General features: G+C 68.2%; 18 protein-coding genes. 3 read left to right on the forward strand and 15 right to left on the reverse strand.

The window, feature by feature from the left end:
- Positions 1–18: 18 nt before the first annotated feature.
- The 10 genes from ACIA12_RS37190 to ACIA12_RS37235 form a co-directional block, all read right to left on the reverse strand.
- A complete protein-coding gene (locus ACIA12_RS37190; protein ID WP_396372063.1) occupies positions 19–1,272 on the reverse strand; it encodes a 6-phospho-beta-glucosidase in 1,254 nt (417 codons plus the stop codon).
- Complete coding sequence (locus tag ACIA12_RS37195; RefSeq protein WP_343969316.1) at positions 1,269–2,171, reverse strand: carbohydrate ABC transporter permease; 903 nt, start codon at positions 2,169–2,171, stop codon at positions 1,269–1,271. Before ACIA12_RS37195 ends, ACIA12_RS37190 begins: the two co-directional genes overlap by 4 nt.
- Positions 2,172–2,180: 9 nt before the next feature.
- On the reverse strand, positions 2,181–3,128 hold the full coding sequence (locus ACIA12_RS37200; protein WP_396372065.1) for a carbohydrate ABC transporter permease: 948 nt from the start codon (positions 3,126–3,128) through the stop codon (positions 2,181–2,183).
- Entirely contained in the window at positions 3,128–4,456 is a 1,329-nt protein-coding gene (locus ACIA12_RS37205; RefSeq protein ID WP_396372067.1) for an ABC transporter substrate-binding protein, read from the reverse strand. Before ACIA12_RS37205 ends, ACIA12_RS37200 begins: the two co-directional genes overlap by 1 nt.
- Before the next feature lie 110 nt (positions 4,457–4,566).
- On the reverse strand, positions 4,567–5,766 hold the full coding sequence (locus ACIA12_RS37210; protein WP_396372068.1) for an ROK family protein: 1,200 nt from the start codon (positions 5,764–5,766) through the stop codon (positions 4,567–4,569).
- Positions 5,767–5,945: 179 nt separating this feature from the next.
- Complete coding sequence (locus tag ACIA12_RS37215) at positions 5,946–6,623, reverse strand: uracil-DNA glycosylase (RefSeq protein WP_396372069.1); 678 nt, start codon at positions 6,621–6,623, stop codon at positions 5,946–5,948.
- A 131-nt stretch (positions 6,624–6,754) separates the two neighbouring features.
- A complete protein-coding gene (locus ACIA12_RS37220; RefSeq protein WP_396372071.1) occupies positions 6,755–7,282 on the reverse strand; it encodes a DUF1990 family protein in 528 nt (175 codons plus the stop codon).
- Positions 7,260–8,087 carry a YndJ family protein gene (locus ACIA12_RS37225; protein ID WP_396372072.1) on the reverse strand — a complete coding sequence of 276 codons (828 nt, stop codon included), beginning with the start codon at positions 8,085–8,087 and terminating at the stop codon, positions 7,260–7,262. The genes ACIA12_RS37220 and ACIA12_RS37225 overlap by 23 nt, the downstream gene beginning before the upstream one ends.
- Entirely contained in the window at positions 8,087–9,100 is a 1,014-nt protein-coding gene (locus ACIA12_RS37230; protein ID WP_396372073.1) for an LCP family protein, read from the reverse strand. The genes ACIA12_RS37225 and ACIA12_RS37230 overlap by 1 nt, the downstream gene beginning before the upstream one ends.
- A 93-nt stretch (positions 9,101–9,193) precedes the next feature.
- Positions 9,194–10,027 (reverse strand): AraC family transcriptional regulator, encoded by an 834-nt coding sequence (locus ACIA12_RS37235; protein ID WP_396372074.1) that lies wholly within the window; start codon positions 10,025–10,027, stop codon positions 9,194–9,196.
- On the opposite strand from ACIA12_RS37235, the gene ACIA12_RS37240 reads away from it, so the two are divergent.
- From ACIA12_RS37240 to ACIA12_RS37250, 3 genes are all read left to right on the forward strand, one after another.
- A complete protein-coding gene (locus ACIA12_RS37240; protein WP_396372075.1) occupies positions 9,936–10,700 on the forward strand; it encodes a phytanoyl-CoA dioxygenase family protein in 765 nt (254 codons plus the stop codon). The two genes, ACIA12_RS37235 and ACIA12_RS37240, sit on opposite strands and share 92 nt — an antisense overlap.
- Positions 10,701–10,801: 101 nt before the next feature.
- Positions 10,802–11,095 carry an HU family DNA-binding protein gene (locus ACIA12_RS37245; protein ID WP_343969282.1) on the forward strand — a complete coding sequence of 98 codons (294 nt, stop codon included), beginning with the start codon at positions 10,802–10,804 and terminating at the stop codon, positions 11,093–11,095.
- 115 nt (positions 11,096–11,210) lie between these two features.
- On the forward strand, positions 11,211–13,169 hold the full coding sequence (locus ACIA12_RS37250) for a M13 family metallopeptidase (protein WP_396372077.1): 1,959 nt from the start codon (positions 11,211–11,213) through the stop codon (positions 13,167–13,169).
- A 78-nt stretch (positions 13,170–13,247) separates the two neighbouring features.
- Here the strand turns inward: ACIA12_RS37250 and ACIA12_RS37255 are convergent, their stop codons facing one another.
- The 5 genes from ACIA12_RS37255 to ACIA12_RS37275 form a co-directional block, all read right to left on the reverse strand.
- Positions 13,248–14,681, reverse strand: coding sequence for an aminopeptidase P family protein (locus ACIA12_RS37255; protein WP_396372078.1), 1,434 nt, complete (start codon positions 14,679–14,681; stop codon positions 13,248–13,250).
- A gap of 18 nt (positions 14,682–14,699) precedes the next feature.
- Positions 14,700–15,122 (reverse strand): aspartate 1-decarboxylase, encoded by a 423-nt coding sequence (gene panD, locus ACIA12_RS37260; RefSeq protein ID WP_396372080.1) that lies wholly within the window; start codon positions 15,120–15,122, stop codon positions 14,700–14,702.
- A 236-nt stretch (positions 15,123–15,358) separates the two neighbouring features.
- Entirely contained in the window at positions 15,359–17,557 is a 2,199-nt protein-coding gene (locus tag ACIA12_RS37265; RefSeq protein ID WP_396372081.1) for an MMPL family transporter, read from the reverse strand.
- An 81-nt stretch (positions 17,558–17,638) separates the two neighbouring features.
- Positions 17,639–18,337, reverse strand: coding sequence for a response regulator (locus tag ACIA12_RS37270; RefSeq protein ID WP_396372083.1), 699 nt, complete (start codon positions 18,335–18,337; stop codon positions 17,639–17,641).
- Entirely contained in the window at positions 18,240–19,532 is a 1,293-nt protein-coding gene (locus ACIA12_RS37275; protein WP_396372085.1) for a sensor histidine kinase, read from the reverse strand. Before ACIA12_RS37275 ends, ACIA12_RS37270 begins: the two co-directional genes overlap by 98 nt.
- Positions 19,533–19,606: the final 74 nt, after the last annotated feature.

The raw sequence follows: 19,606 nt of genomic DNA on the forward strand, positions 1-19,606 counted from the left end.
GAACCCCGTCAGTCATGGTCACGCCCACGGCAGGTACTCGCGGTTGTGCGCGAGCAACTTGTCGGTGAGCTGGTTTGCGTACTCGATCTGCCCGATCAGCGGGTGCGCCAGCAGTGCGTTGAACACCCGGTCCGCACCACCCTTCAGAGCCGCTTCGAGAGCAAGATTCTCGTACGCCGTGACTCCTGCGACCAGCCCCGCGTACAACGGCTCGAGGGGCGAGATCGGCAACGGCGTAGTACCGGTTGCCCCGACCGTCGCTGGCACCTCGATCACCGCGTCGTCGGGGAGGAACGGCAAGGCCCCGTTGTTCAAGGTGTTGACCACCTGCACGTCACCGGTGTCGTTCAACAGCGAGGAGGCCAAGGCGACAGCGGCTTCCGAGTAGTAGGCGCCACCACGTTGCTCCAGCAGAGCGGGCTTCTCGTCCAGCGTGGGATCGGCGTACAGGTCGAGCAGTTGCTTCTCGATCGCCGCGACCTCGGACGCCCGGGACGGCTTGTCCAGCATCTCGCGGACGACCTCGTCATGCGCGTAGAAGTAGCGCAGGTAGTACGACGGTACGACGCCCAGCTGCAACAGCAACTCGGCCGGCAAATGCAGCTCATCCGCCAGCTCCGCCGAATGCGAGGCGAGCAACTGAGGCAGCACATTGGCGCCGTTGACCCGGACGCCGCGCTCCCAGGTGAGGTGGTTCAGCCCGACGTGGTCCAAAGAGACCTCTTCGGGCTTCACGCCGAGCATGCGAGCGAACTTCCGCTGGAACCCGATCGCCACGTTGCACAGCCCGACCGCCTTGTGGCCCTGCGACAGCAGCGCCCGGGTGACGATCCCGACCGGGTTGGTGAAGTCGATGATCCAGGCATCGGGGTTCGTCCGCCGTACCCGCTCAGCGATGTCCAGGACGACGGGAACCGTGCGCAGCGCCTTCGCGAGGCCTCCCGCACCGGTGGTCTCCTGGCCGACGCAGCCGCATTCGAGCGGCCAGCTCTCGTCCTGACCACGGGCAGCCTGCCCGCCGACCCGCAACTGCAGCAGGACGGCGTCCGCCCCGTCGATCCCTTCGTCCAGGTTCGACGTGGTGACGATCTTGCCCGGATGCCCTTGCTTTGCGAAGATCCGCTCGGCCAGCCCGCCGACCAGCGCGAGCCGGTCGGCCGCCGGGTCGACGAGGACCAGCTCGGAGACCGGCAGCGAGTCGCGCAGCCGGGCGAATCCGTCGATGAGTTCAGGCGTGTAGGTGGATCCGCCACCGACGACTGTGAGTTTCAACCTTTGACCCCTGTGAGTGTGACGCCTTCGATGAAGGCCTTTTGGGCGAAGAAGAACAGGATGATCACCGGCGCCATCACCAGCAGGGTCGCTGCCATGGTGAGGTTCCAGTTGGTGTGGTGGGCGCCCTTGAAGGACTCCAGGCCGTAGCTGAGCGTCCAGGCGGCCGGGTTCTCGCTAGCGTAGATCTGCGGGCCGAAGTAGTCGTTCCAGCAGTAGAAGAACTGGAACAGCGCGACCGCCGCGATGGCCGGCTTGGCCATCGGCAGGATGACCCGGACCAGCGCCCGGAAGTCACCACAGCCGTCCACCTTGGCCGCGTCGACGTACTCCTTGGGAATCGTCAGCAGGAACTGCCGCAGCAAAAAGATCGAGAACGCGTCGGTGAAGGCCAGCGGGATGATCAGCGGCCACAGCGTCCCGGACAGGTGCAGTTGCTTGGCCCAGAACAGGTACATCGGCACGATCACGACCTGCGGCGGCAGCATCATCGTCGAGATGACCAGCATCATCGCCAGGTTGCGGCCGCGGAACTTGAAGCGGGCCAGGGCGTACGCGACCGGGATGCTCGACACCAAGGTGAGCACCGTGCCGAGTACGGCGTACACGAGGGTGTTCTTCCACCAGGTCAGGAAGCCCGGGGTCTCCCACACCGTGCGCAGGTTCTCCCAGTGCCAGCTGTCCGGCCACAGGTCGCGGGTCAGCGCCTGCTGGTCGCTCATCAGCGCGGTCAGGAAGACGAAAACGAACGGCAGTACGAAGAACAACGCCGCCGCGATCGCCAGCGTGTGCACGGCGACCCAGTTCAGGAACCTGGTACGCCGGGCCTCGCGGCCGGCCGTCGTCAGCCCAGGAGTGGAAGCCGGGGAGTCAACCCGTGATGTCGTCAAGGTACTCATGCAGGCCTCCTAGTCGTCCGTGGCCAGGAAGCCACTGCCGCGGCGCATCAGGAACGCCGTGAACACCATCGCCAGCGCGAACAGCACCAGCGCGATCACCGAGGCGCCACCGGTGTCGAACCGCTGGAAGCCCAGGTTGTAGACCAGTTGCGGCAGGGTCAGCGTCGACTTCTCCGGATAGCCCGGCTCGAACTGTTGCCCTGAGCCACCGATCACCCCGCTCGCGACCTTTCCGGCGATCAGTGGCTGGGTGTAGTACTGCATGGTCTGGATCACGCCGGTGATGACCGCGAACAACACGATCGGCTGGATGTTCGGCAGGGTGACGTGGACGAACCGCTTCCACGCCCCGGCGCCGTCCAGCGAGGCCGCCTCGTACTGCTCCATCGGCACGTCGAGCAGCGAGGCCATGAAGATCACCATCAGGTCCCCGATGCCCCAGATCGCCAGCAGGGTCAGGGCCGGCTTCGACCACGCCGGGTCGTTGAACCAGCCCGGCTGCGGCAGCCCGATCTTGCCGAGGATGTTGTTCACCGGCCCGGTGCCGGGGTTGAGCAGGAACGCGAACGCCATCGTCGCGGCTACCGGCGGCGCCAGGTACGGCAGGTAGAACAGGGTCCGGAAGATCCCGGCGCCGGTCTTCACCTTGGTGATCAGCAGGCCGATGCCGAGCCCGAAGATCACCCGCAGGGTGACCATCACGATCACCAGCCAGAGCGTGTTGCGCAGGGCCGGCCAGAAGAACGGGTAGTCGGTGAAGACGTAGTTCCAGTTCTTCAGGCCGGTCCACACCGGCGGGGTGAAGCCGTCGTACTTCATGAAGCTGAAGTAGACCGTGGAGGCCAGCGGGTACAGGAAGAAGACGCTGACCCCGATCAGCCACGGGGAGAGGAAGGCCAGGTTGCGCAGTCGTTCCCTGCGCCGCTTGTGTCTGAGTCCTACCGAGATGGTCGCCATCACTTGGCCTGCGCGATGTCCTTGTCGATCTGCGCGTCGGTCTTCGCCAGACCGGCGGCCAGATCGGTCTGCTTGCCGGCCTCGAAGGCGTAGCCGAAGTCCTGCAGGGTGAGCTGGTACGCGCCGCCGTTCGGGCTGGCCGGCGTGGTGCTGCTCTTCGGGTGCTGGGAGATCTCGAGGAAGACCTTGAAGTTCTCGTCGGCCTTCAGGTCCGGCGACTTCAGCGCCTCCAGCGTCGAGGGCACGTTGTGGATCGCGTTGGCGAAGTCGACCACGGCCTTGGTGTCAGTGGTCATGTACTTGACCAGCTCCCAGGCGGCGTTCTGCTTCTCGCTGGTGTTCGCGATCCCGATGATCGTGCCGGACAGGTAGCCCTTGCCGTAGGTATCGGCCTGGTCGTCCGGGACCGGGAACGGCGCGACCCCGATGTCGAACTTCACCCCGGCCTCCTTGGCCATCCCGAGCCGCCACTCACCGTCGATCGCCATCGCTGTCTGGCCGGTGTGGAAGGGGTTCTTGGCGCCCCACTCGTCACCGAAGGTCGCCCGGTACTTCTCCAGCTTGGCGAACCCGCCGAGCTCCTTGACCAGGCCTGCCTGCCAGGTCAGCATCTTGCCGAAGGCCGGGTCGGCGGCCAGGTTCGACTTGCCCTCGGCGGTGAAGTAGGTCGGGTTCCACTGCGCGGCGAAGTGCGTGGTGGTCGACTCGTAGCCGTGGAAGTTCGGCATGAAGCCGAGCTGGGAGTAGCTGTCGCCCTTGGCCTTGGTCAGCTTCTTGGCGTCCGCGTCGAACTCCGACAGCGTCTTCGGCGGGCCGGCGATCCCGGCCGCCTTGAACGCGTCCTTGTTGTAGTACAGGCCGTATGCGTCGTTGAGCAGCGGCAGCGTGCAGCGCTTGCCCTCGAACTGGGTGTAGTCCTGCAGCGGCTTCGGGAAGGTCTTGTCCAGGTCGACGCCCGACTTGTCCAGGAACGGCTTCAGGTCCGCGAACACGTTCGAGGCGCAGAAGGTGCCGACGTTGTCGGTGGTGAACGAGGAGACCACGTCCGGCGAGTTCGGGCCGCCCGCGCGCAGCGCCTGCTTGATCTTGTCGTCGTTGATGTTGCCGACGACCTTCACGTGGATGTTCGGGTGGGCGGTCTCGAACGCCTTCACGTTGGCGGCGATCGCGGCCACCTCGCTGGGCGCGCTCCAGCCGTGCCAGAAGGTGATCGTGGTGTCCTTGGTGGCGTCGTCGCTCGCCTTGGGGGCGCTCGACGTACCGGTGCACGCGGTACCGAGCAGCGCGATCGCCGCCGCGGCGATCACTGCTTTGTGGACTCGACGCATTTTCCGTTTCTCCTGATCCTGGGTGGAGCCAGCCTGCTTTTGGGTGTACGGATCCACCGGGCCAGGTGGGTGTTCCCGGTCCGGGGATGTGTGTGGCGGTGGTGTGGGCGCTAGTCGGCACTGCCTCCGGTCGTCGTGCCGGCAGTGTCGAAGACAGCGTCACGGGTGTAGCTCAGGGCGGACTGGAGGGCGCCGGACAGCACCGGGTCGGTGTTGATGGCGGTCATCAGCAGCCGCGGCCGCGGTACGGCGAGCTCGGCCAGCTCGTCCTGGATCAGGCCGCGCAGCCGCTCGCCGCCAGCGGTGATGACGCCACCCGCGAGCACGATCAGCTCGGGATCGACTACGGAGACGATCGCGGCCAGGCCGACGGCCAGCCGATGCGCGAACTCGTCGAGCACGATGTCGCCGGCGCCGGGTGTCTGCAGGGCGGCGGTGATCGCGGCTTCCGGAGTACGGGCCTTGATGCCGTTGGAGCGGGCCAGCTCGAGGACCGGTTCGCCACCAGCGAGCTCCTGGAAGCCGCCGGCGTTGTTGCGGCCGACATTGCGGACCAGCGGAGTACCGGGCAGCGGCATGAAGGCGACCTCACCGGCACCGCCGGTCGCGCCGCGGACGAGGTGGCCCCCGATCACTATCGCGGCGCCGATGCCCTCTTCGCCCCAGAGCATGACGAAGTTGTCGCTGCTGTTCGCGTGCCCGACCTGCTGCTCGGCGACCGCGGCCAGGTTGACGTCGTTCTCCACCTCGAGCGGTACTGCGATCGCAGCGGCCAGCTCGTCGAGCAGGTGCGGCGCGTGCCAGCCGGGGAGGTGGGTCGCGTAGCGGAGCCGACCAGTGGTCGGGTCGAACCCACCGGGAGTTCCGATCGAGACGCGGTGCAGGCGGTCACGGGTCAGCCCGGCCTCGCCGAGCGCGCCGTCGATAGCCTTGACCACCCGCTCGACCGTGCCCTTGGCGCTGCGGCCAGGGGTGGGCAGCTCGAAGCGGCCGACCACCTTGCCGGTCAGGTCGGCGACGGCGGAGCGGATCCTGGTCGGAGTGACGTCCAGACCGGCCACGTAGGCGATGCCGCCGTTGATCTCGTACAGCTGGGCGTTCGGGCCTGGGCGGCCGGCGCTCGTGCCACTGGCCCGGACCAGGCCGGCACTCTCCAGCCGCGCGAGCAGCTGGGAGGCGGTCGGCTTGGACAGGCCGGTGAGGTTGCCGAGAGTGGTGCGCGACAACGGGCCCTGCGCGAGCAGCAGGTCGAGGGCGGCGCGGTCGTTCATCGCGCGGAGCAGGCGGGGAGTACCGGGTGTGCTGGCCATGTGCTAACCCTGCCCTCCGATCGGCCTCGCGTCGCCCAACCACGCTGTTGAGTGGTTCTCCCGGGCAACTGTTAGGAAAGTTTCCTATTAAGGCGAGACCGTACGGCGCAGCCGGGCAGGTGTCAATCGATCGTGGCGATCGGCGTACTTCCGGCGTGGAACAGGGCAGCCTTACTTGGCTACGGAAGGCGCCAGTCGATCGGAGTGCCGCCCTGCTCGACCAGCAACTCGTTGACCCGGCTGAACGGCCTGGAGCCGAAGAAGCCGCGGTCGGCGGACATCGGGCTCGGGTGGGCGCTCTCGATGTACGGCGTACTGCCGAGCATCGGCTTGAGCGTCTGCGCGTCCCGGCCCCACAGGATCGCCACGAGCGGGCCGCCACGCTTCACGAGCGCGTGGATGGCCTGCTCGGTCACGGCCTCCCAGCCCTTGCCCTTGTGCGACGCGGACTTGCCCGGCTGCACGGTGAGCACTCTGTTGAGCATCAGCACGCCCTGCTCGGCCCACGGTGTCAGATCGCCGTTGCTGGGAGCCGGTACGCCGACGTCGGCCATCAGCTCGCGGTAGATGTTCTGCAGGCTGCGCGGGATGGGGCGCACGTCCGGCGCCACCGAGAAGCTCAGCCCGACCGGGTGCCCCGGTGTCGGGTAGGGGTCCTGGCCGACAATCAGGACCTTTACGTCGTTCAGCGGCTGGTTGAAGGCGCGCAGTACGTTCTCACCGGCCGGCAGGTACGGCCGCCCGGCCGCGATCTCCCCGCGCAGGAACTCGCCCATCCGCGACACGGTCTCCTCGACCGGAGCCAACGCCTCGGCCCAGTCGGCCGCCACCAGATCATTCAATGCCTTGGGACTCACCCGGACATGATGTCACTTGTTGTTCGCGTGTCGGTCAGGCCGTTGGCCGAGCTGCCCCGGTAAAAATATCCCCGGCCCCGCAGAAGGTATGAGCTCTTGCGGGGCCTTTGCTTTTCAGGCGGTCGGCAGGCTCAGGCCTTGTTGGCCAGGCGCTCCACGGCCTTGGCGTACTGCTTGGCCACCTGTAGCTGGGCGGCGCGGCCGATGGGCCCGCTCAGCCGGGTGTACCAGGTGCCGGGACGGCTGTAGGCGAGGATCGTGTAGTAGATGCCGTCCGGCTCGCGGCTGACGACCAGGGACTCCTCGCCTGCTTGCGGATGCCCTTCGAGGGTCCCGTAGGCGAAGCCGATGCGGTCGGGCTCGTCTACCACCCACACCACTCGGCAGGGGACCGGCAGGCCCACGGACCCGACGCCTAGACGGCCCAGTGAGTTCGTACCGATCACCAGGGGAGTGTCCGTGGCGACGACGTGGATGCCGGCCGCTGCGTGGGCCTTCCAGGTCATCACGGCTTCACCCGCACGACGGAACACCTCGTCGCCGGTGCCGATGCGGTGCCGGTACTCGAGGCGGTGGTAGCCGGGTGGCGTTTCGGCGTACTGGGTGGACCCGACCACGTCGTAGCTGAACCGCTTGTCACGCAGGTCGTCGAGCTTCATCCCACTCCTTCAGCCGGCGCCGGGCCAGCAGTCCGCACAGGGCGAAGCCCAGCGCGTTCGCCACCCCATGTGTAGCAACCATCCAGCGCAGTGGCAGGTACGGCGTCGCCACCACATGTCCCAGCGCCCAGCTGAGCGCCAGCAGCATCGTCACCATCAGCGTCCCAGCCGACAGGACCAGCAGCACCTTGGTACCCCGCTCCGCCGCCCGCGATCTCCGCCACATCGTCCACCCGACCAGCCACATCCCTGCCGTCAGTACTACGGCACCGGCCAGCTCGACCGCGTCACCCAGGAAGAAGCCCAGCAACACGATGCCGGTCCCCAGGGGCACGCTGATGGCCGCAGCGGTCGCCGTCTTGGCAGTGGTCGACTCCACCACGAGGCAGGCGACCAGGGCGGCAGCGAAGCCGGCGAAGTGGAAGTGGGCGACCGTCAGCGAGAGCACCGTGAGGCTGAAGCCGAACAGCTTGTACGACGAGCGCTCAGCGACCAGTGCGAGCGCAGCGATCGCCGGTGTGGCCAATGCGGTGTAGAGCGCGATCTCCCTGGCCCGCAGGCGCTTCCGGCTGATTAGGTCGTTAGCGGCCAGCACTACGAGTACCAGGGTGCCGGCGAGGTAGATGCTCGCCAGGGTGATGGACAGCGGACCGCGGCCGAGCCAGAGGGAGATGACCCCCGGCACGGCCGCGACTGGCCACCAGCGACGGACCGTAGTACCGCCTGGCACTTTCACCAGGCTGAGCCCGAGCGGCACGATCACGAGCATGCCCAGGCTCACCACGAGATGGACCAGTGTCAGCACTACGTGCTCTTGAGACCGCTGGTCTTGTCTTCCTTCAGGGCGTTGAAGAGGGCGGTCGCCTTTTTGTTGTCCCACTTCACGGCCGAGCCGTTCGGGGTGCTGAGGTTGGTGTCGGAGACCGGCACGGTGAGGGTGACGCCGCTGCCGCCGGCCGAGACCGCCTTCATCCCGCGGGCGAACTTGAACAGGGTGAGCGGGCCCATGTCCTGGTCGATCGAGAGCGCCTCGGCGCCTGCCGTGCTGAGCTTGTAGAACCGGAACGGGTTGATGAAGGTGGCCGGCCCGACGGCCTTGCCGGCGATCGCGCCGATCATCTGGCGCTGCCGCTCGACCCGGCCCAGGTCGCCCTTCGGGTCGAAGTGCCGGGCCCGGACGTAGCCGAGCGCGTTCGGGCCGTTCAGGTCCTGGCAGCCGGCCGGCAGGTTGATGTGCGCGTACTCGTCCTTGACTGCCTTGGGCAAGCACAGGTTGATGCCGCCGACCGCGTCCACGATCGAGGCGAAGCCGCCGAAGCCGATCTCGACGTAGTGGTCGACGCGCAGGCCGGAGACGCCCTCGACGGTCCGGATCAGCAACTGCGGGCCGCCGAACGCGAACGCCGCGTTGATCTTGTTCTTGCCGTGGCCCGGGATCGGCACGTAGCTGTCCCGCGGCAGGCTGATCAGCGCGGTCGGGCCGGACTCCGGCACGTGCAGCAGCATGATCGAGTCGGTCCGCTGACCGGCCGCCTTGCCGGTGTGCAGCTTGGCCCGCTCCGCCCGGGACAGGCCGGCCCGGCTGTCGGATCCGACCAGCAGGTACGTCGTACCGGGGGTGTCGGCCGGGCGCTCGCCGGTCGGCATCGCGTCGACCTTGTTGATCTTGCCCCAGGCGAACAGCGGGATGCAGATCAGGCTCAGCACGAACAGCAGGACGATCAGTCCGATGATCCGGGCGATCCAGTTGCGCCGCTTCTTCGGTCGCACCGGCGGCCTGCTGACATACCGCGGGTCGATGGACTGCGATTGGCTCATGGCACGACGCTATCGGGATCCGGGGCTGTCGTGCGTCAGCCGGTAGAACGGTCTTCACGAATACTTTCAGACCGGGGGCGGCGGTCGCGTCGATCAAAAGGATGATCTTGGGCCGGAGATCGAACCAATCCGCCGGAACGTGCGCGGCGCCTGACCGACGCGGGCGCTGAACAGCCGGCTGAAGTACGCCGGGTCGTCGTACCCGATCTCCCGGGCGACCACTGCGACGGGGAGGTCGGATTCGGCCAGCAGTGCCTTCGCCTGGTTCATCCGGGTGGTCAAGATCACCTCCTGTGGCGTACTACCGGACGCACTCCGGGTTGCGGCCCTCAACTCATCGACAGTCACTCCGAGTGCTTCCGCGTACTGCGGGATCGTCAGTGGCCGGCAGGCGATGGCTCGCAGCCGGGCGACCAACTCAGCGCCTGGTTCGTCTGGGGTTGCAGTCGCTATGAGGTCATAGAGGGCCGCAGTTGCTTGTACTTCGCTCGTCTGGGCGACTCGGAGCAGCTTGGCGAAGGCCCGTTGGATCGGGCGGGGGTCGGCGTACCGGCGTACGGGGCTCTCTGGAGTCAAGTAGCCGAGGTGGGTTAGTGCTGTGGTCGCAGAACCGCCGAAGAGCACCCATGACCCGCGCCAAGTCGTAGACGGGCGGTAGCCGTGCAGTACCCCGGGGAAGAGCCAGAACAGGGCGGGAGCTTCGATGGCATGCAGAACTCGGTCAGGGCCGTGCAAGAGCTGCCCCTCGCCTTGGTGGAGGAAGACAGCGGCGTGCGGTTGGAATGGTGGGGTGCTGACTTCGAACGGATATGTGTTGTCGCCTGAGCGACTGGGAATGCTGGCTGAGGTGCCGCGGCGGGAGCGCGGGGATCGGGAGGCCTTGCGGGATCGGCTGGAGCGGGGCGGGTATCTGTTCCTGCGCGGCATGCTCGATCCGGCTGAGGTGCTCGACTTCCGCCGGTACTACTTCGAGCGGACTGGAGTTGCCGACCCTCACGGCGTACCGCGGATGGTGGATCGTGCTGAGTTCCGGAGAGTGCTGTTCGGTGAGGTGGTGCCGGGGGCGGAGTACGGGGCCTTCTGTGCGCAGCCGGCGTTGCGGGGCTGGTACGAGTGGTTCCTGGGTGGGGAGACGTTCCTGCACCGGCGCAAGATCATCCGGCACATCGCACCTGGCGAGGCAGGCGTTAGTACGGCGACGCAGGCGCACTATGACCTCGTCTACCTGCGTGAGGGCACTGACCAGGTGCTGTCCGCGTGGATCCCGCTAGGCGACTGCCCTGTCTCTCTGGGCGGCCTCACCTACCTGGAGGGCAGCCACCACCGGGTACTACAGGAGGAGGCCGCCGGGACGCTCAAGCGGCCCGCAGCGTCGATCACTGCCGACCTGCCCGGCCTGGCCGAGTCGTACGACTCTCGCTGGCTGGTCGCCGACTACGAAGCCGGCGATGTGGTCATCCATACGGCCCACACGGTCCACGCCGCGCTGGACAACGTGTCGTCGACGATGCGGCTCTCGACCGACATCCGCTGCCAACTGGCGGCCGCTCCCGTCGACGCCCGCTGGCAGTCCGACTGGCACGACCGGGACGGCCTCTAGGCCACCGTTCCCGCGGGATTTCCCCAGAATCTGAGATCGCTCTCGCTAACGACATTCATTTCGGTTAAGGTTTTCAGGACCGACCGAGTCTGAGGAGAACCGTGAACCGCAACGAGCTGGTCGCCGGCGTGGCGACGAAGGCGGGCATCCCGCGCAACCAGGCCGAGAAGGTGCTCGACGCGCTGGGCGACGTCGTCACCGAGGCCGTGCACAAGGGGGACAAGGTCTCGCTGACCGGCCTGCTGAGCATCGAGCGGGTGATGCGCGCGCCCCGCACCGGCCGCAATCCGCAGACCGGCGAGCCGCTCTCGATCCCGGCCGCGTACTCCGTCCGCCTGTCCTGCGGAAGCCGCCTCAAGGCTGCCGCCCGGGGCGACCTCCGCACCGTCTCCTGACCACCGCTCGACAGCTGTCGCCCGGCGCTGCGCCGACTTGCCCGGGGCTTGCGGCCGAACGGTAATGTCACTGTGAGTGGCTCAGGCCGGACGGCAGCGAAGGAGCGGGGCAAGGATGACAGCAGGGATCGACAGCTCGGATCTGTCCACGACGGTCCGGCCGCAGGACGACCTGTACCGGTACGCGAACGGACCGTGGCTGGACCGCACCGAGATCCCCGCGGACAAGGCGATCTACGGCGCTTTCCACGCGCTGCTGGACGACGCCGAGCGGGACGTCCGGGCGATCGTCGAGCAGACCGCGGCCGCGGAGCACCCGGCCGGCAGCGAGGCGCGCAAGATCGGTGACCTGTTCACCAGCTTCATGGACACCGAGACGATCGAGCGGCTCGGCGCCGAGCCGATCGCCGACCAGCTCGACCTGGTGGCCTCGGTCAAGGACGTCGACGGCCTCGTCGCCGCGCTCGGCCGGCTCGAGTTGCAGGGCGTGCCCGGAGTCTTCTACTACGGCGCGGACATCAACGCGAAGAAGTCCGACGAGTACATCATCTACGCCAGCCAGGGCGGCATCAGCCTGCCGGACGAGTCTTACTACCGCGAGGACAACTTCGCGGCCATCAGGACGGCGTACGTGGCGCACGTCGGCCGGATGCTCGAGCTCGCCGGATTGCCCGATCCCGCGGGAGCCGCCGAGCGGATCATGGCGCTCGAGACCCGGCTGGCCGCTGGGCATTGGGACAACGTCCGCAACCGCGATGTGACCGCGACGTACAACAAGGTCGACCGGGCCGGGCTCGAGGAGCTCACCCCTGGGTTCGACTGGGCGGGCTGGCTGTCCAACGCCGGTGTGCCCGAGGAAGCGTTCGCGCAGCTCGTCGTGCGGCAGCCGGACTACCTGACCGCGGCCGCCTCGGCGCTGCAGGAGATCGACCTCGAGCAGTGGAAGGAGTGGCTGAGCTGGCGCATCGTGCACGCTGCCGCGCCGCTGCTGAGCAAGGCCTTCGTCGACGAGAACTTCGAGTTCTACGGCAAGACGCTGACCGGTGCGCCGGAGCTGCGCGAGCGGTGGAAGCGCGGACTGGGCGTGGTCGACTCAGCACTTGGCGAGGCCGTCGGCCAGCTGTATGTCGCCGAGCACTTCCCACCGGCCGCCAAGGCACGGATGGTCGAGCTGGTCGGTCACCTGGTCGAGGCCTACCGGCAGCGGATCGAGGCGCTCGACTGGATGAGCCCGGAGACGCGGCAGCGGGCGCTGGACAAGCTGGCGGCCTTCACGCCGAAGATCGGCTACCCGGACAAGTGGAAGGACTACAGCGGCCTGGAGATCCAGGCCGACGACCTGGTTGGCAACGTCCGCCGCTCGGTCGCGGTGGAGACCGCGCGGGACCTGGCCAAGCTCGGCCAGCCGATCGACCGGACCGAGTGGCTGATGACGCCGCAGACGGTGAACGCGTACTACAACCCGCGGATGAACGAGATCGTCTTCCCGGCCGCGATCCTGCACCCGCCGTTCTTCGACATCGACGCCGACGACGCGGTGAACTACGGCTCGATCGGCGCGGTGATCGGGCACGAGATCGGTCACGGCTTCGACGACCAGGGCTCGAAGTACGACGGCGCCGGCAACCTGGTCGACTGGTGGACCGACGCCGACCGGGCCGCCTTCGAGCAACGCACGGCGAAGCTGGTCGCGCAGTACAACGCGCTCGAGCCGACCGACGCACCGGGCCACAAGGTCAACGGCGAACTCACCCTGGGTGAGAACATCGGCGACCTGGGCGGCCTCTCGATCGCCTACGTCGCGTACACGCTGTCGCTGGGTGGCGGCGACGAGCCGGCTCCGATCGACGGCCTCACCGGCTCGCAACGCTTCTTCCTCGCCTGGGCCCTCGGCTGGTCCAGCAAAGCCCGCGAGGCCGAAGCCATCCGCCGGCTGGCGATCGACCCGCACTCGCCGCCGGAGTTCCGCTGCAACGCGGTCGTCCGCAACATCGACGCCTTCCATGAAGCCTTCGCCACCACCCCGGACGACGCCATGTGGCTGTCCCCCGAGGACCGCGTCCGCATCTGGTAGCCACACACGACGAAAGGCCACCCCAGGTCATCACAACCTGAGGTGGCCTCCGTCAACTGCTGGTGGTTGCTCGCGGGGTCAGCCGGCCATCCAGGCCTGGATGGCGTCGATCTCGCGGGGCATGGCGTCGGAGAGGTTCTCGGTGCCGTCGGCGGTGATCAGGATGTCGTCCTCGATCCGGATGCCGATGCCGCGGAGGTCCTCGGGGACGGTGAGGTCTTCGGCCTGGAAGTAGAGGCCGGGCTCGACGGTGAGGACGTAGCCGGCTTCGACGTTGCCCTTGTTGTACTTCTCGTTGCGGGCGGCGGCGCAGTCGTGCACGTCGATGCCGAGCATGTGGCTGACACCGTGCAACGTGTACCGCTGGTAGATGCCGCTGCTCGGGTCGAGTGCCTCGTCGGCGCTGACCGGCAGGAGCTCCATCGCCTCCAGACCGCGCACGATGACCTCCATCGCGGCGTTGTGGCCGGAGCGGAACGGCACACCGGGCTTCAGCGCCGCGATGCCGGCGTTCTGAGAGTCCAGGACCAGCTGATAGAGCTCGCGCTGGCGCGGGGTGAACTCGCCGTTGACCGGCAGCGTGCGGGTGATGTCCGCGGTGTAGAGGTTGCGGTTCTCCACGCCCATGTCGAGCAGCATCAACGTGCCGTCGGTGACCGGGCCGTCGTTCTCGATCCAGTGCAGCGTGGTCGCGTGCGGCCCGGCAGCCGCGATCGAGGTGTAGCCGACGTCGTTGCCCTCCGCGCGGGCCCGGCGCCAGAAGGTGCCCTCGATCCAGCGCTCGCCGTACTTCCGTACCGACGCCATGTCGGACAGCACGTCGGAGAAGCCGCGGTGGGTGATCGCGCACGCCTCCCGCAACTGCTCGATCTCGAACGCGTCCTTGACCAGCCGCAGCTCGGACAGCACGAAGGCGAGCTCGCCGTCGCGGTCCTCGTCGGTCTTCGCACCGCTGAGCAGCGAGCTGATCGAGCTCTCCTCGCCGCGCCGGACGCGGGTCGGCACGTCGCTCTTCAGCACGTCGGCGAGCGCGTCGACATGCCGGGTCTCGATCCCGAACTCCTTCGACGTCTCGGTCAGCGACGGACGCCGGCCGGCCCACAGCTCGCCGTACATCCGGTCGCGCCAGAACTCCTCGCCCTCGCTGCGGTCCGCGCGGGGCCGGAAGTACAGCACCGAGTCGTGGCCGCTGGTCCCGTTCGGCTCCAGCACCAGGACGGCGTCCGAGGTCTGGTCGCCGACCAGCCAGACGTAGTCGGTGTGCGGGCGGAACGCGTAGTCGGTGTCGTTGGAGCGGACCTTGTAGGTGCCGGCCGGGATCACCAGCCGTTCACCGGGGAACGCCTGTGACAGGGCGTCGCGCCGCTTCGCTGCCCAGGTACCGACGTCGCTGAGAGTGACGTCGTCACGCTCGATCGAGCCCCAGCCCGAGTTCATGAACTCGCGCAGCTTCTCGCCGGAGGGGGTGTCGTGGCTAGCGGTCTTGGGGGCCTTGTCCGTGCTGTCGCTCATCGTCGAGCCATCCTCATCTCAGCGCGCGGTGTGCAGTCGGTCGCCGCGGAGCGTGCTGCTGTCCGGCAGTACCTCGGCGGGGTCCGAGCCGATGCGGGTGATCGCATTGTGCTCGTCCACGAAGACTACGCTCGGCTGGAAGGTCTTCGCCTCCGTGGTGTCGAACATTCCGTACGCGATCAGGATGACCAGATCGCCGGGGTGGATGAGGTGCGCGGCGGCCCCGTTGATGCCGACGATGCCGGTGTCGCGCGGGCCCTCGATCAGGTACGTGGTCAGCCGGTTGCCGTTGGTGATGTCGACGATGTCGACCTGCTCACCGGGCAGCAGATCCGCCGCGTCCATCAGCGTCGCGTCCAGCGTGCACGACCCGACATAGTCGAGATCGGCCTGGGTGACGGTGGCCCGGTGGACCTTGGACTTCATCATCGAGCGCAACATGCCGCTCATCATCCAGCCCGCGCTCACTACTGTCAGTGGCCACCGTCACCCCCCCGGTGCCGAGCCCACCACTTGTGGGCTTGAACACCATCCGGCGGCCTTGGACAAGGCAGGACGTGTTCAAGGCCTCCGCTTCTTGTCCGAGCCCACAAGTGGTGGGCTTGGACAAGAAACGGAGGCGGTGGGGTGCGCGCTTTGGTGGGGGGAGAGGGCTGGGTGGGGGCTGTCTGGGTGGGCTAGTGGGAGGCGAGTTCTGGCTGACGGGCTGGGGCTTCGGGTTCTAAGGTTCCGCGGAGTTTCTCGCCCTCGACGTCCACATCGGGGAGCAGGCGGTCGAGCCAGCGGGGGAGCCACCAGGCTGAGCGGCCCAGCAGAGCCATGACGGCGGGGACGATGGTCATCCGGACGACGAAGGCGTCGATCGCCACCGCCACGGCCAGGCCGAAGCCGATCTCCCGGACCAGCGTTTCGCTGGAGAGGATGAAGCCGGAGAAGACGGCGATCATGATGACCGCGGCCGCGGTGACGACGCGGGCGCTGTGGCTGAAGCCGTCGACCACTGCCGTCCGGGGCGCCGCTCCGTGCACGTGTTCCTCGCGCATCCGGGTGACCAGGAAGACCTGGTAGTCCATCGCGAGACCGAACACGATCCCGACCAGGAACACCGGCAGCATGCTGATGATCGGCCCGGTCTGACCCTCGATCCCGAGCAGGCCGGCGAACCAGCCCCACTGGAAGACCGCGACCACGGCGCCGAAGGTCGCCGCGACCGTGAGCAGGAAGCCGAGCGTCGCCTTCAACGGCACCAGCACCGAACGGAACACCAGCATCAGCAAGATGAAGGCCAGCCCGACGATCAGCGACAGGTACGGCAGCAGCGCGCCGCTCAGCTTGGTGGAGATGTCGATGTTGAAGGCGGTCGCACCGGTCACCGAGGCCTCGGAACCGCCGACCGACGGGAGCTTCCTGATCGCCTCGACCAGCGCTTTGGTCTCGGCCGTCGCCGGGCCGCTCACCGGGATCACCGTCATCAACGCGGTATCGCCCTGCGGGTTGAGAGTCGGCGGCGTCACCACCGCGACGTCCGCAAGCCTGCGTACCGCGTCCGCTGTACCCGCCGCCGCGGCCTTCGGATCGGCGGAAGCGCCTGCGTCGACGACGATCATCAGCGGTCCGTTGAAGCCGGGGCCGAAGCCTTCCGACAACAACTCGTAGGCCTTGCGTTGGGTGGAGGCAGGTGCGGCGGTGCTGTCGTCGGGCAGCCCGAGCTCGAGTTGGGTCGCCGGGATCGCCAGCGCTCCAAGGCCGATCACGCTCACCAGCAACACAGCCACCGGCCGGCGAGTGACGAACCCGGCCCACCGCCGTCCAGCTGAAGGCTTGCCGGCTGTTGTCTCCGGGTCGCCGCCGCGGAGCCAGGGGATTTTGCCGCCGAGTACGCGGCGGCCGGCCATGCCGAGCACGGCAGGCAGCAAGGTAAGGGCGATGGCTACGGCGATGACGACCGTGAAGGCGGCCGCAAGGCCCATCTGGGTCAGGAACGGGATGTCCACCACGAACAGGCCGCCCAGCGCGATGACGACCGTCAGGCCGGCGAAGACGACGGCCGAGCCCGCGGTGCCGACTGCCCGGCCGACCGCTTCCCCGGGCTCCAGGCCGGCGCCGAGCTCGTGCCGGTACCGGGACATGATGAACAACGCGTAGTCGATCGAGACGGCCAGCCCGATCATCACGGCCAGGATCGGGGTACCGGAGCCGATGTCGATGAAACCCGTCGCCGCGGTGATCGCGGTGGCGCCGATCCCGATCCCGATGATTGCCGAGAGCAACGGAAGCCCGGCGGCCACCAGCGAGCCGAAGGTGATCAGCAGCACGACCGCGGCCACCCCGATGCCGATCACCTCGGCTGCGCTCTGCGCCTCCTGGACCTGCATCGCCTCGCCGCCGTACTCGACGGTGAGGCCGCCCGCCCTGGCCGGGCCGACAGCGTCGGCCACCGCGTCCTGAGCCTCCGGGGTCACCTCCTGCGCGGGCACTTTGTAGGCAACCTGGGCGTAGCCGATCCGCCCGTCGGCCGAGATCGCCTTGGCAGCGAAGGGATCCACCACCCCGGCCACCTGGGGACCGGTGCCGATCTGTGCGAGGGTCTGCTTCACCAGCGCGGCGTTGGCCGGATCGGCGAGCTTCCCGCCCGGCGGCGCCTGGAAGACGATCCGCGCCGTACCTCCGTCTGCCCCCGCTTGCGGGAACCGCTCGTCGAGCAGGTCGATCGCCCGCTGCGACTCGGTGCCGGGGATGGAGAAGCCGTTGGCGGTCGGCCCGGACAGCGTGACCGCACCGGTGATGCCGGCGGCAAGCAGCCCCAGCCAGATGAACACGACGAGTCGGCGGCGCCGGAACGCGAACCGGCCGAGGCGATAGAGGTAGGTAGCCATGCTGACGATCGTTGCGTCCGGACCGTGTAGTCCGCGTCCGATGGCTGCGGTCACTCGGCCGTACTGCGCCCGCCGTACTCCCTACTGCAGCGGCTGTACTCCGGACTGCTCGACCGCTCCTGAACGGACCAGCCCGGAGCGATAGGCGATCACCACGAGCTGTGCCCGGTCGCGCGCGTCGAGCTTCATCATCGCGCGGTTCACGTGCGTCTTGGCGGTCAGCGGCGAGAGCACCAGCTGATCGGCGATCTCCTCGTTGGACAGCCCGAGCGCCACCAGGCCGACCACTTCGCGCTCCCGGTCGGTCAGCACGTCGAGGTCGGCCGGGCCGGCGCCCGCACCCACCTCGGGCTGGGCGAGGAAGCGGTTCATCAGCCCGCGCAGCGCCTTCGGGGACAGCAGCGCGTCGCCCCGGGCGACCGTGTGGATCGCGCTGATCAGCTCCTCCGGCTCGGCGCCTTTGCCGAGGAAGCCGCTGGCGCCGGCCCGGATCGCTTCGAAGACGTACTCGTCCACCTCGAACGTGGTCAGGATCAGCACCTTGACCCCGGCCAGCGACTCGTCGGCGGTGAGCAGCCGGGTGGCGGCCAGACCGTCCAGGCCGGGCATCCGGATGTCCATCAGGATCACGTCGGCGCGTTCGCTCCGGGCCAGGTCGAGCGCCTCCTGCCCGTTGGCCGCCTCAGCAACCACTTCCAGCCCGGGTGCTGAGTTGACCAGCACCCGGAACCCGCTCCGGATCAGCTTCTGATCGTCGGCCAGCAGTACCCGGATCGGCACATCGAGCTCCAGTCTCCAGAGGAAGTACGGCCCGGACGCGGAATCCGCCGTCCGGCAGCGGCCCGGCGGCGAGTTCTCCGCCGACCGCGGTGACGCGTTCACGCATGCCCAGCAGGCCGTGCCCCGAGCCGAGTGGGGCGACCGTGGCCGCCGCGCTCCGGTACGGCGTACCGGGCCGGCCGCCGTCGTCGGTGATCTCGATCGTGAGCGCACCGCGCTGCTCCTCGAAGCAGATCCGGACGGCGGCGCCCGGTGCGTGTTTGACCACGTTGGTGAGGGACTCCTGCAGGATCCGGTACGTGGTCAGCTCGAGCACATCGGGAAGCGGTCCGGGGACCGGCGGCCGCCAGTCGACGACCAGCCCGGCAGCGGTGAAGGAGTCGATCAGGACGCCCAGCTCCTGCAGGGACGGCGCGGGGGCGGTCGGCATCGAGCCCACGCCGGACCGGCGGAGCACTCCGAGCAGCACGGTCAGCTCGGACAGTACGGTTCGGCCGCCTTCGCGGACCAGCGCCAGCGCCTTCTCGGCCTCCGCGGGCTGATCGCGCAGCAGATGGGAAGCGACGCCGGACTGCACGTTCATCAAGGCGATGTGATGCGCGATCACGTCGTGCAGCTCGTGCGCGATCCGCAGCCGCTCCTCGATCACCCGCCGTTCCATCTCCTCCTCGCGGGCGTGCTCGGCCCGCCGGACCCGCTCCTCCATCTCGGCCCGGTACGCCCGGCGGTAGCGGACCGCCTCGCCGATCGCGAAGGCGAACAGCACCATGACCGCGACCGAGAGGTTCGCGAGAAAGCCCTCGTCGGTGAAGACGGTGACGGCGGCGACGGTCACGACGGTCACTGTGCCGGCCGCGATCAGCCGGGTCCGCTGGTCCAGCTGCAAGGCCACGGTGTAGACCGCGCAGGCCAGCGCCAGCACGATCGGGCTCTTCACCTGCGCCTGGATCGCGTAGGCGACCCCGGCCAGGGTGGTGATCACCAGGACGGTGAGTGGCGCGCGGCGGCGGCAGACCAGCGAGGCCGAGGCCACCACGATGATGATCGCGCCGGTGACGGTGAGCGGGATCTGCCGCTGGCCGTGTTCGCCGCCCGGCCGGAACAGATTGACGATCAGCACGAACAGCGCGATGGCGACGTCGCACAGCACGGGATGCCGTTGGCATCTGGCGAACCACCGCGCGGCCGGACCCATTCCCTCACACTACGTGTCCGCAGGGACCGAACACGTCCTCCAACGGCCGTATCCCGCGACTACTGCGAGCGCAG

It is taken from the genome of Kribbella sp. NPDC051620 (assembly GCF_044453825.1).
Taxonomy (GTDB): domain Bacteria; phylum Actinomycetota; class Actinomycetes; order Propionibacteriales; family Kribbellaceae; genus Kribbella.

Excerpts from the sequence above, each read along its gene's own strand:
- ACIA12_RS37195 (WP_343969316.1), bottom strand. The coding sequence starts at position 2,171 with ATGAGTACCTTGACGACATCACGGGTTGACTCCCCGGCTTCCACTCCT.
- ACIA12_RS37200 (WP_396372065.1), bottom strand. The coding sequence starts at position 3,128 with ATGGCGACCATCTCGGTAGGACTCAGACACAAGCGGCGCAGGGAACGA.
- ACIA12_RS37205 (WP_396372067.1), bottom strand. The coding sequence starts at position 4,456 with ATGCGTCGAGTCCACAAAGCAGTGATCGCCGCGGCGGCGATCGCGCTG.
- ACIA12_RS37210 (WP_396372068.1), bottom strand. The coding sequence starts at position 5,766 with ATGGCCAGCACACCCGGTACTCCCCGCCTGCTCCGCGCGATGAACGAC.
- ACIA12_RS37220 (WP_396372071.1), bottom strand. The coding sequence starts at position 7,282 with ATGAAGCTCGACGACCTGCGTGACAAGCGGTTCAGCTACGACGTGGTC.
- ACIA12_RS37230 (WP_396372073.1), bottom strand. The coding sequence starts at position 9,100 with ATGAGCCAATCGCAGTCCATCGACCCGCGGTATGTCAGCAGGCCGCCG.
- ACIA12_RS37240 (WP_396372075.1), top strand. The coding sequence starts at position 9,936 with ATGCTGGCTGAGGTGCCGCGGCGGGAGCGCGGGGATCGGGAGGCCTTG.
- ACIA12_RS37235 (WP_396372074.1), bottom strand. The coding sequence starts at position 10,027 with ATGCCGCGCAGGAACAGATACCCGCCCCGCTCCAGCCGATCCCGCAAG.
- ACIA12_RS37250 (WP_396372077.1), top strand. The coding sequence starts at position 11,211 with ATGACAGCAGGGATCGACAGCTCGGATCTGTCCACGACGGTCCGGCCG.
- ACIA12_RS37255 (WP_396372078.1), bottom strand. The coding sequence starts at position 14,681 with ATGAGCGACAGCACGGACAAGGCCCCCAAGACCGCTAGCCACGACACC.
- panD (WP_396372080.1), bottom strand. The coding sequence starts at position 15,122 with ATGTTGCGCTCGATGATGAAGTCCAAGGTCCACCGGGCCACCGTCACC.
- ACIA12_RS37265 (WP_396372081.1), bottom strand. The coding sequence starts at position 17,557 with ATGGCTACCTACCTCTATCGCCTCGGCCGGTTCGCGTTCCGGCGCCGC.
- ACIA12_RS37275 (WP_396372085.1), bottom strand. The coding sequence starts at position 19,532 with ATGGGTCCGGCCGCGCGGTGGTTCGCCAGATGCCAACGGCATCCCGTG.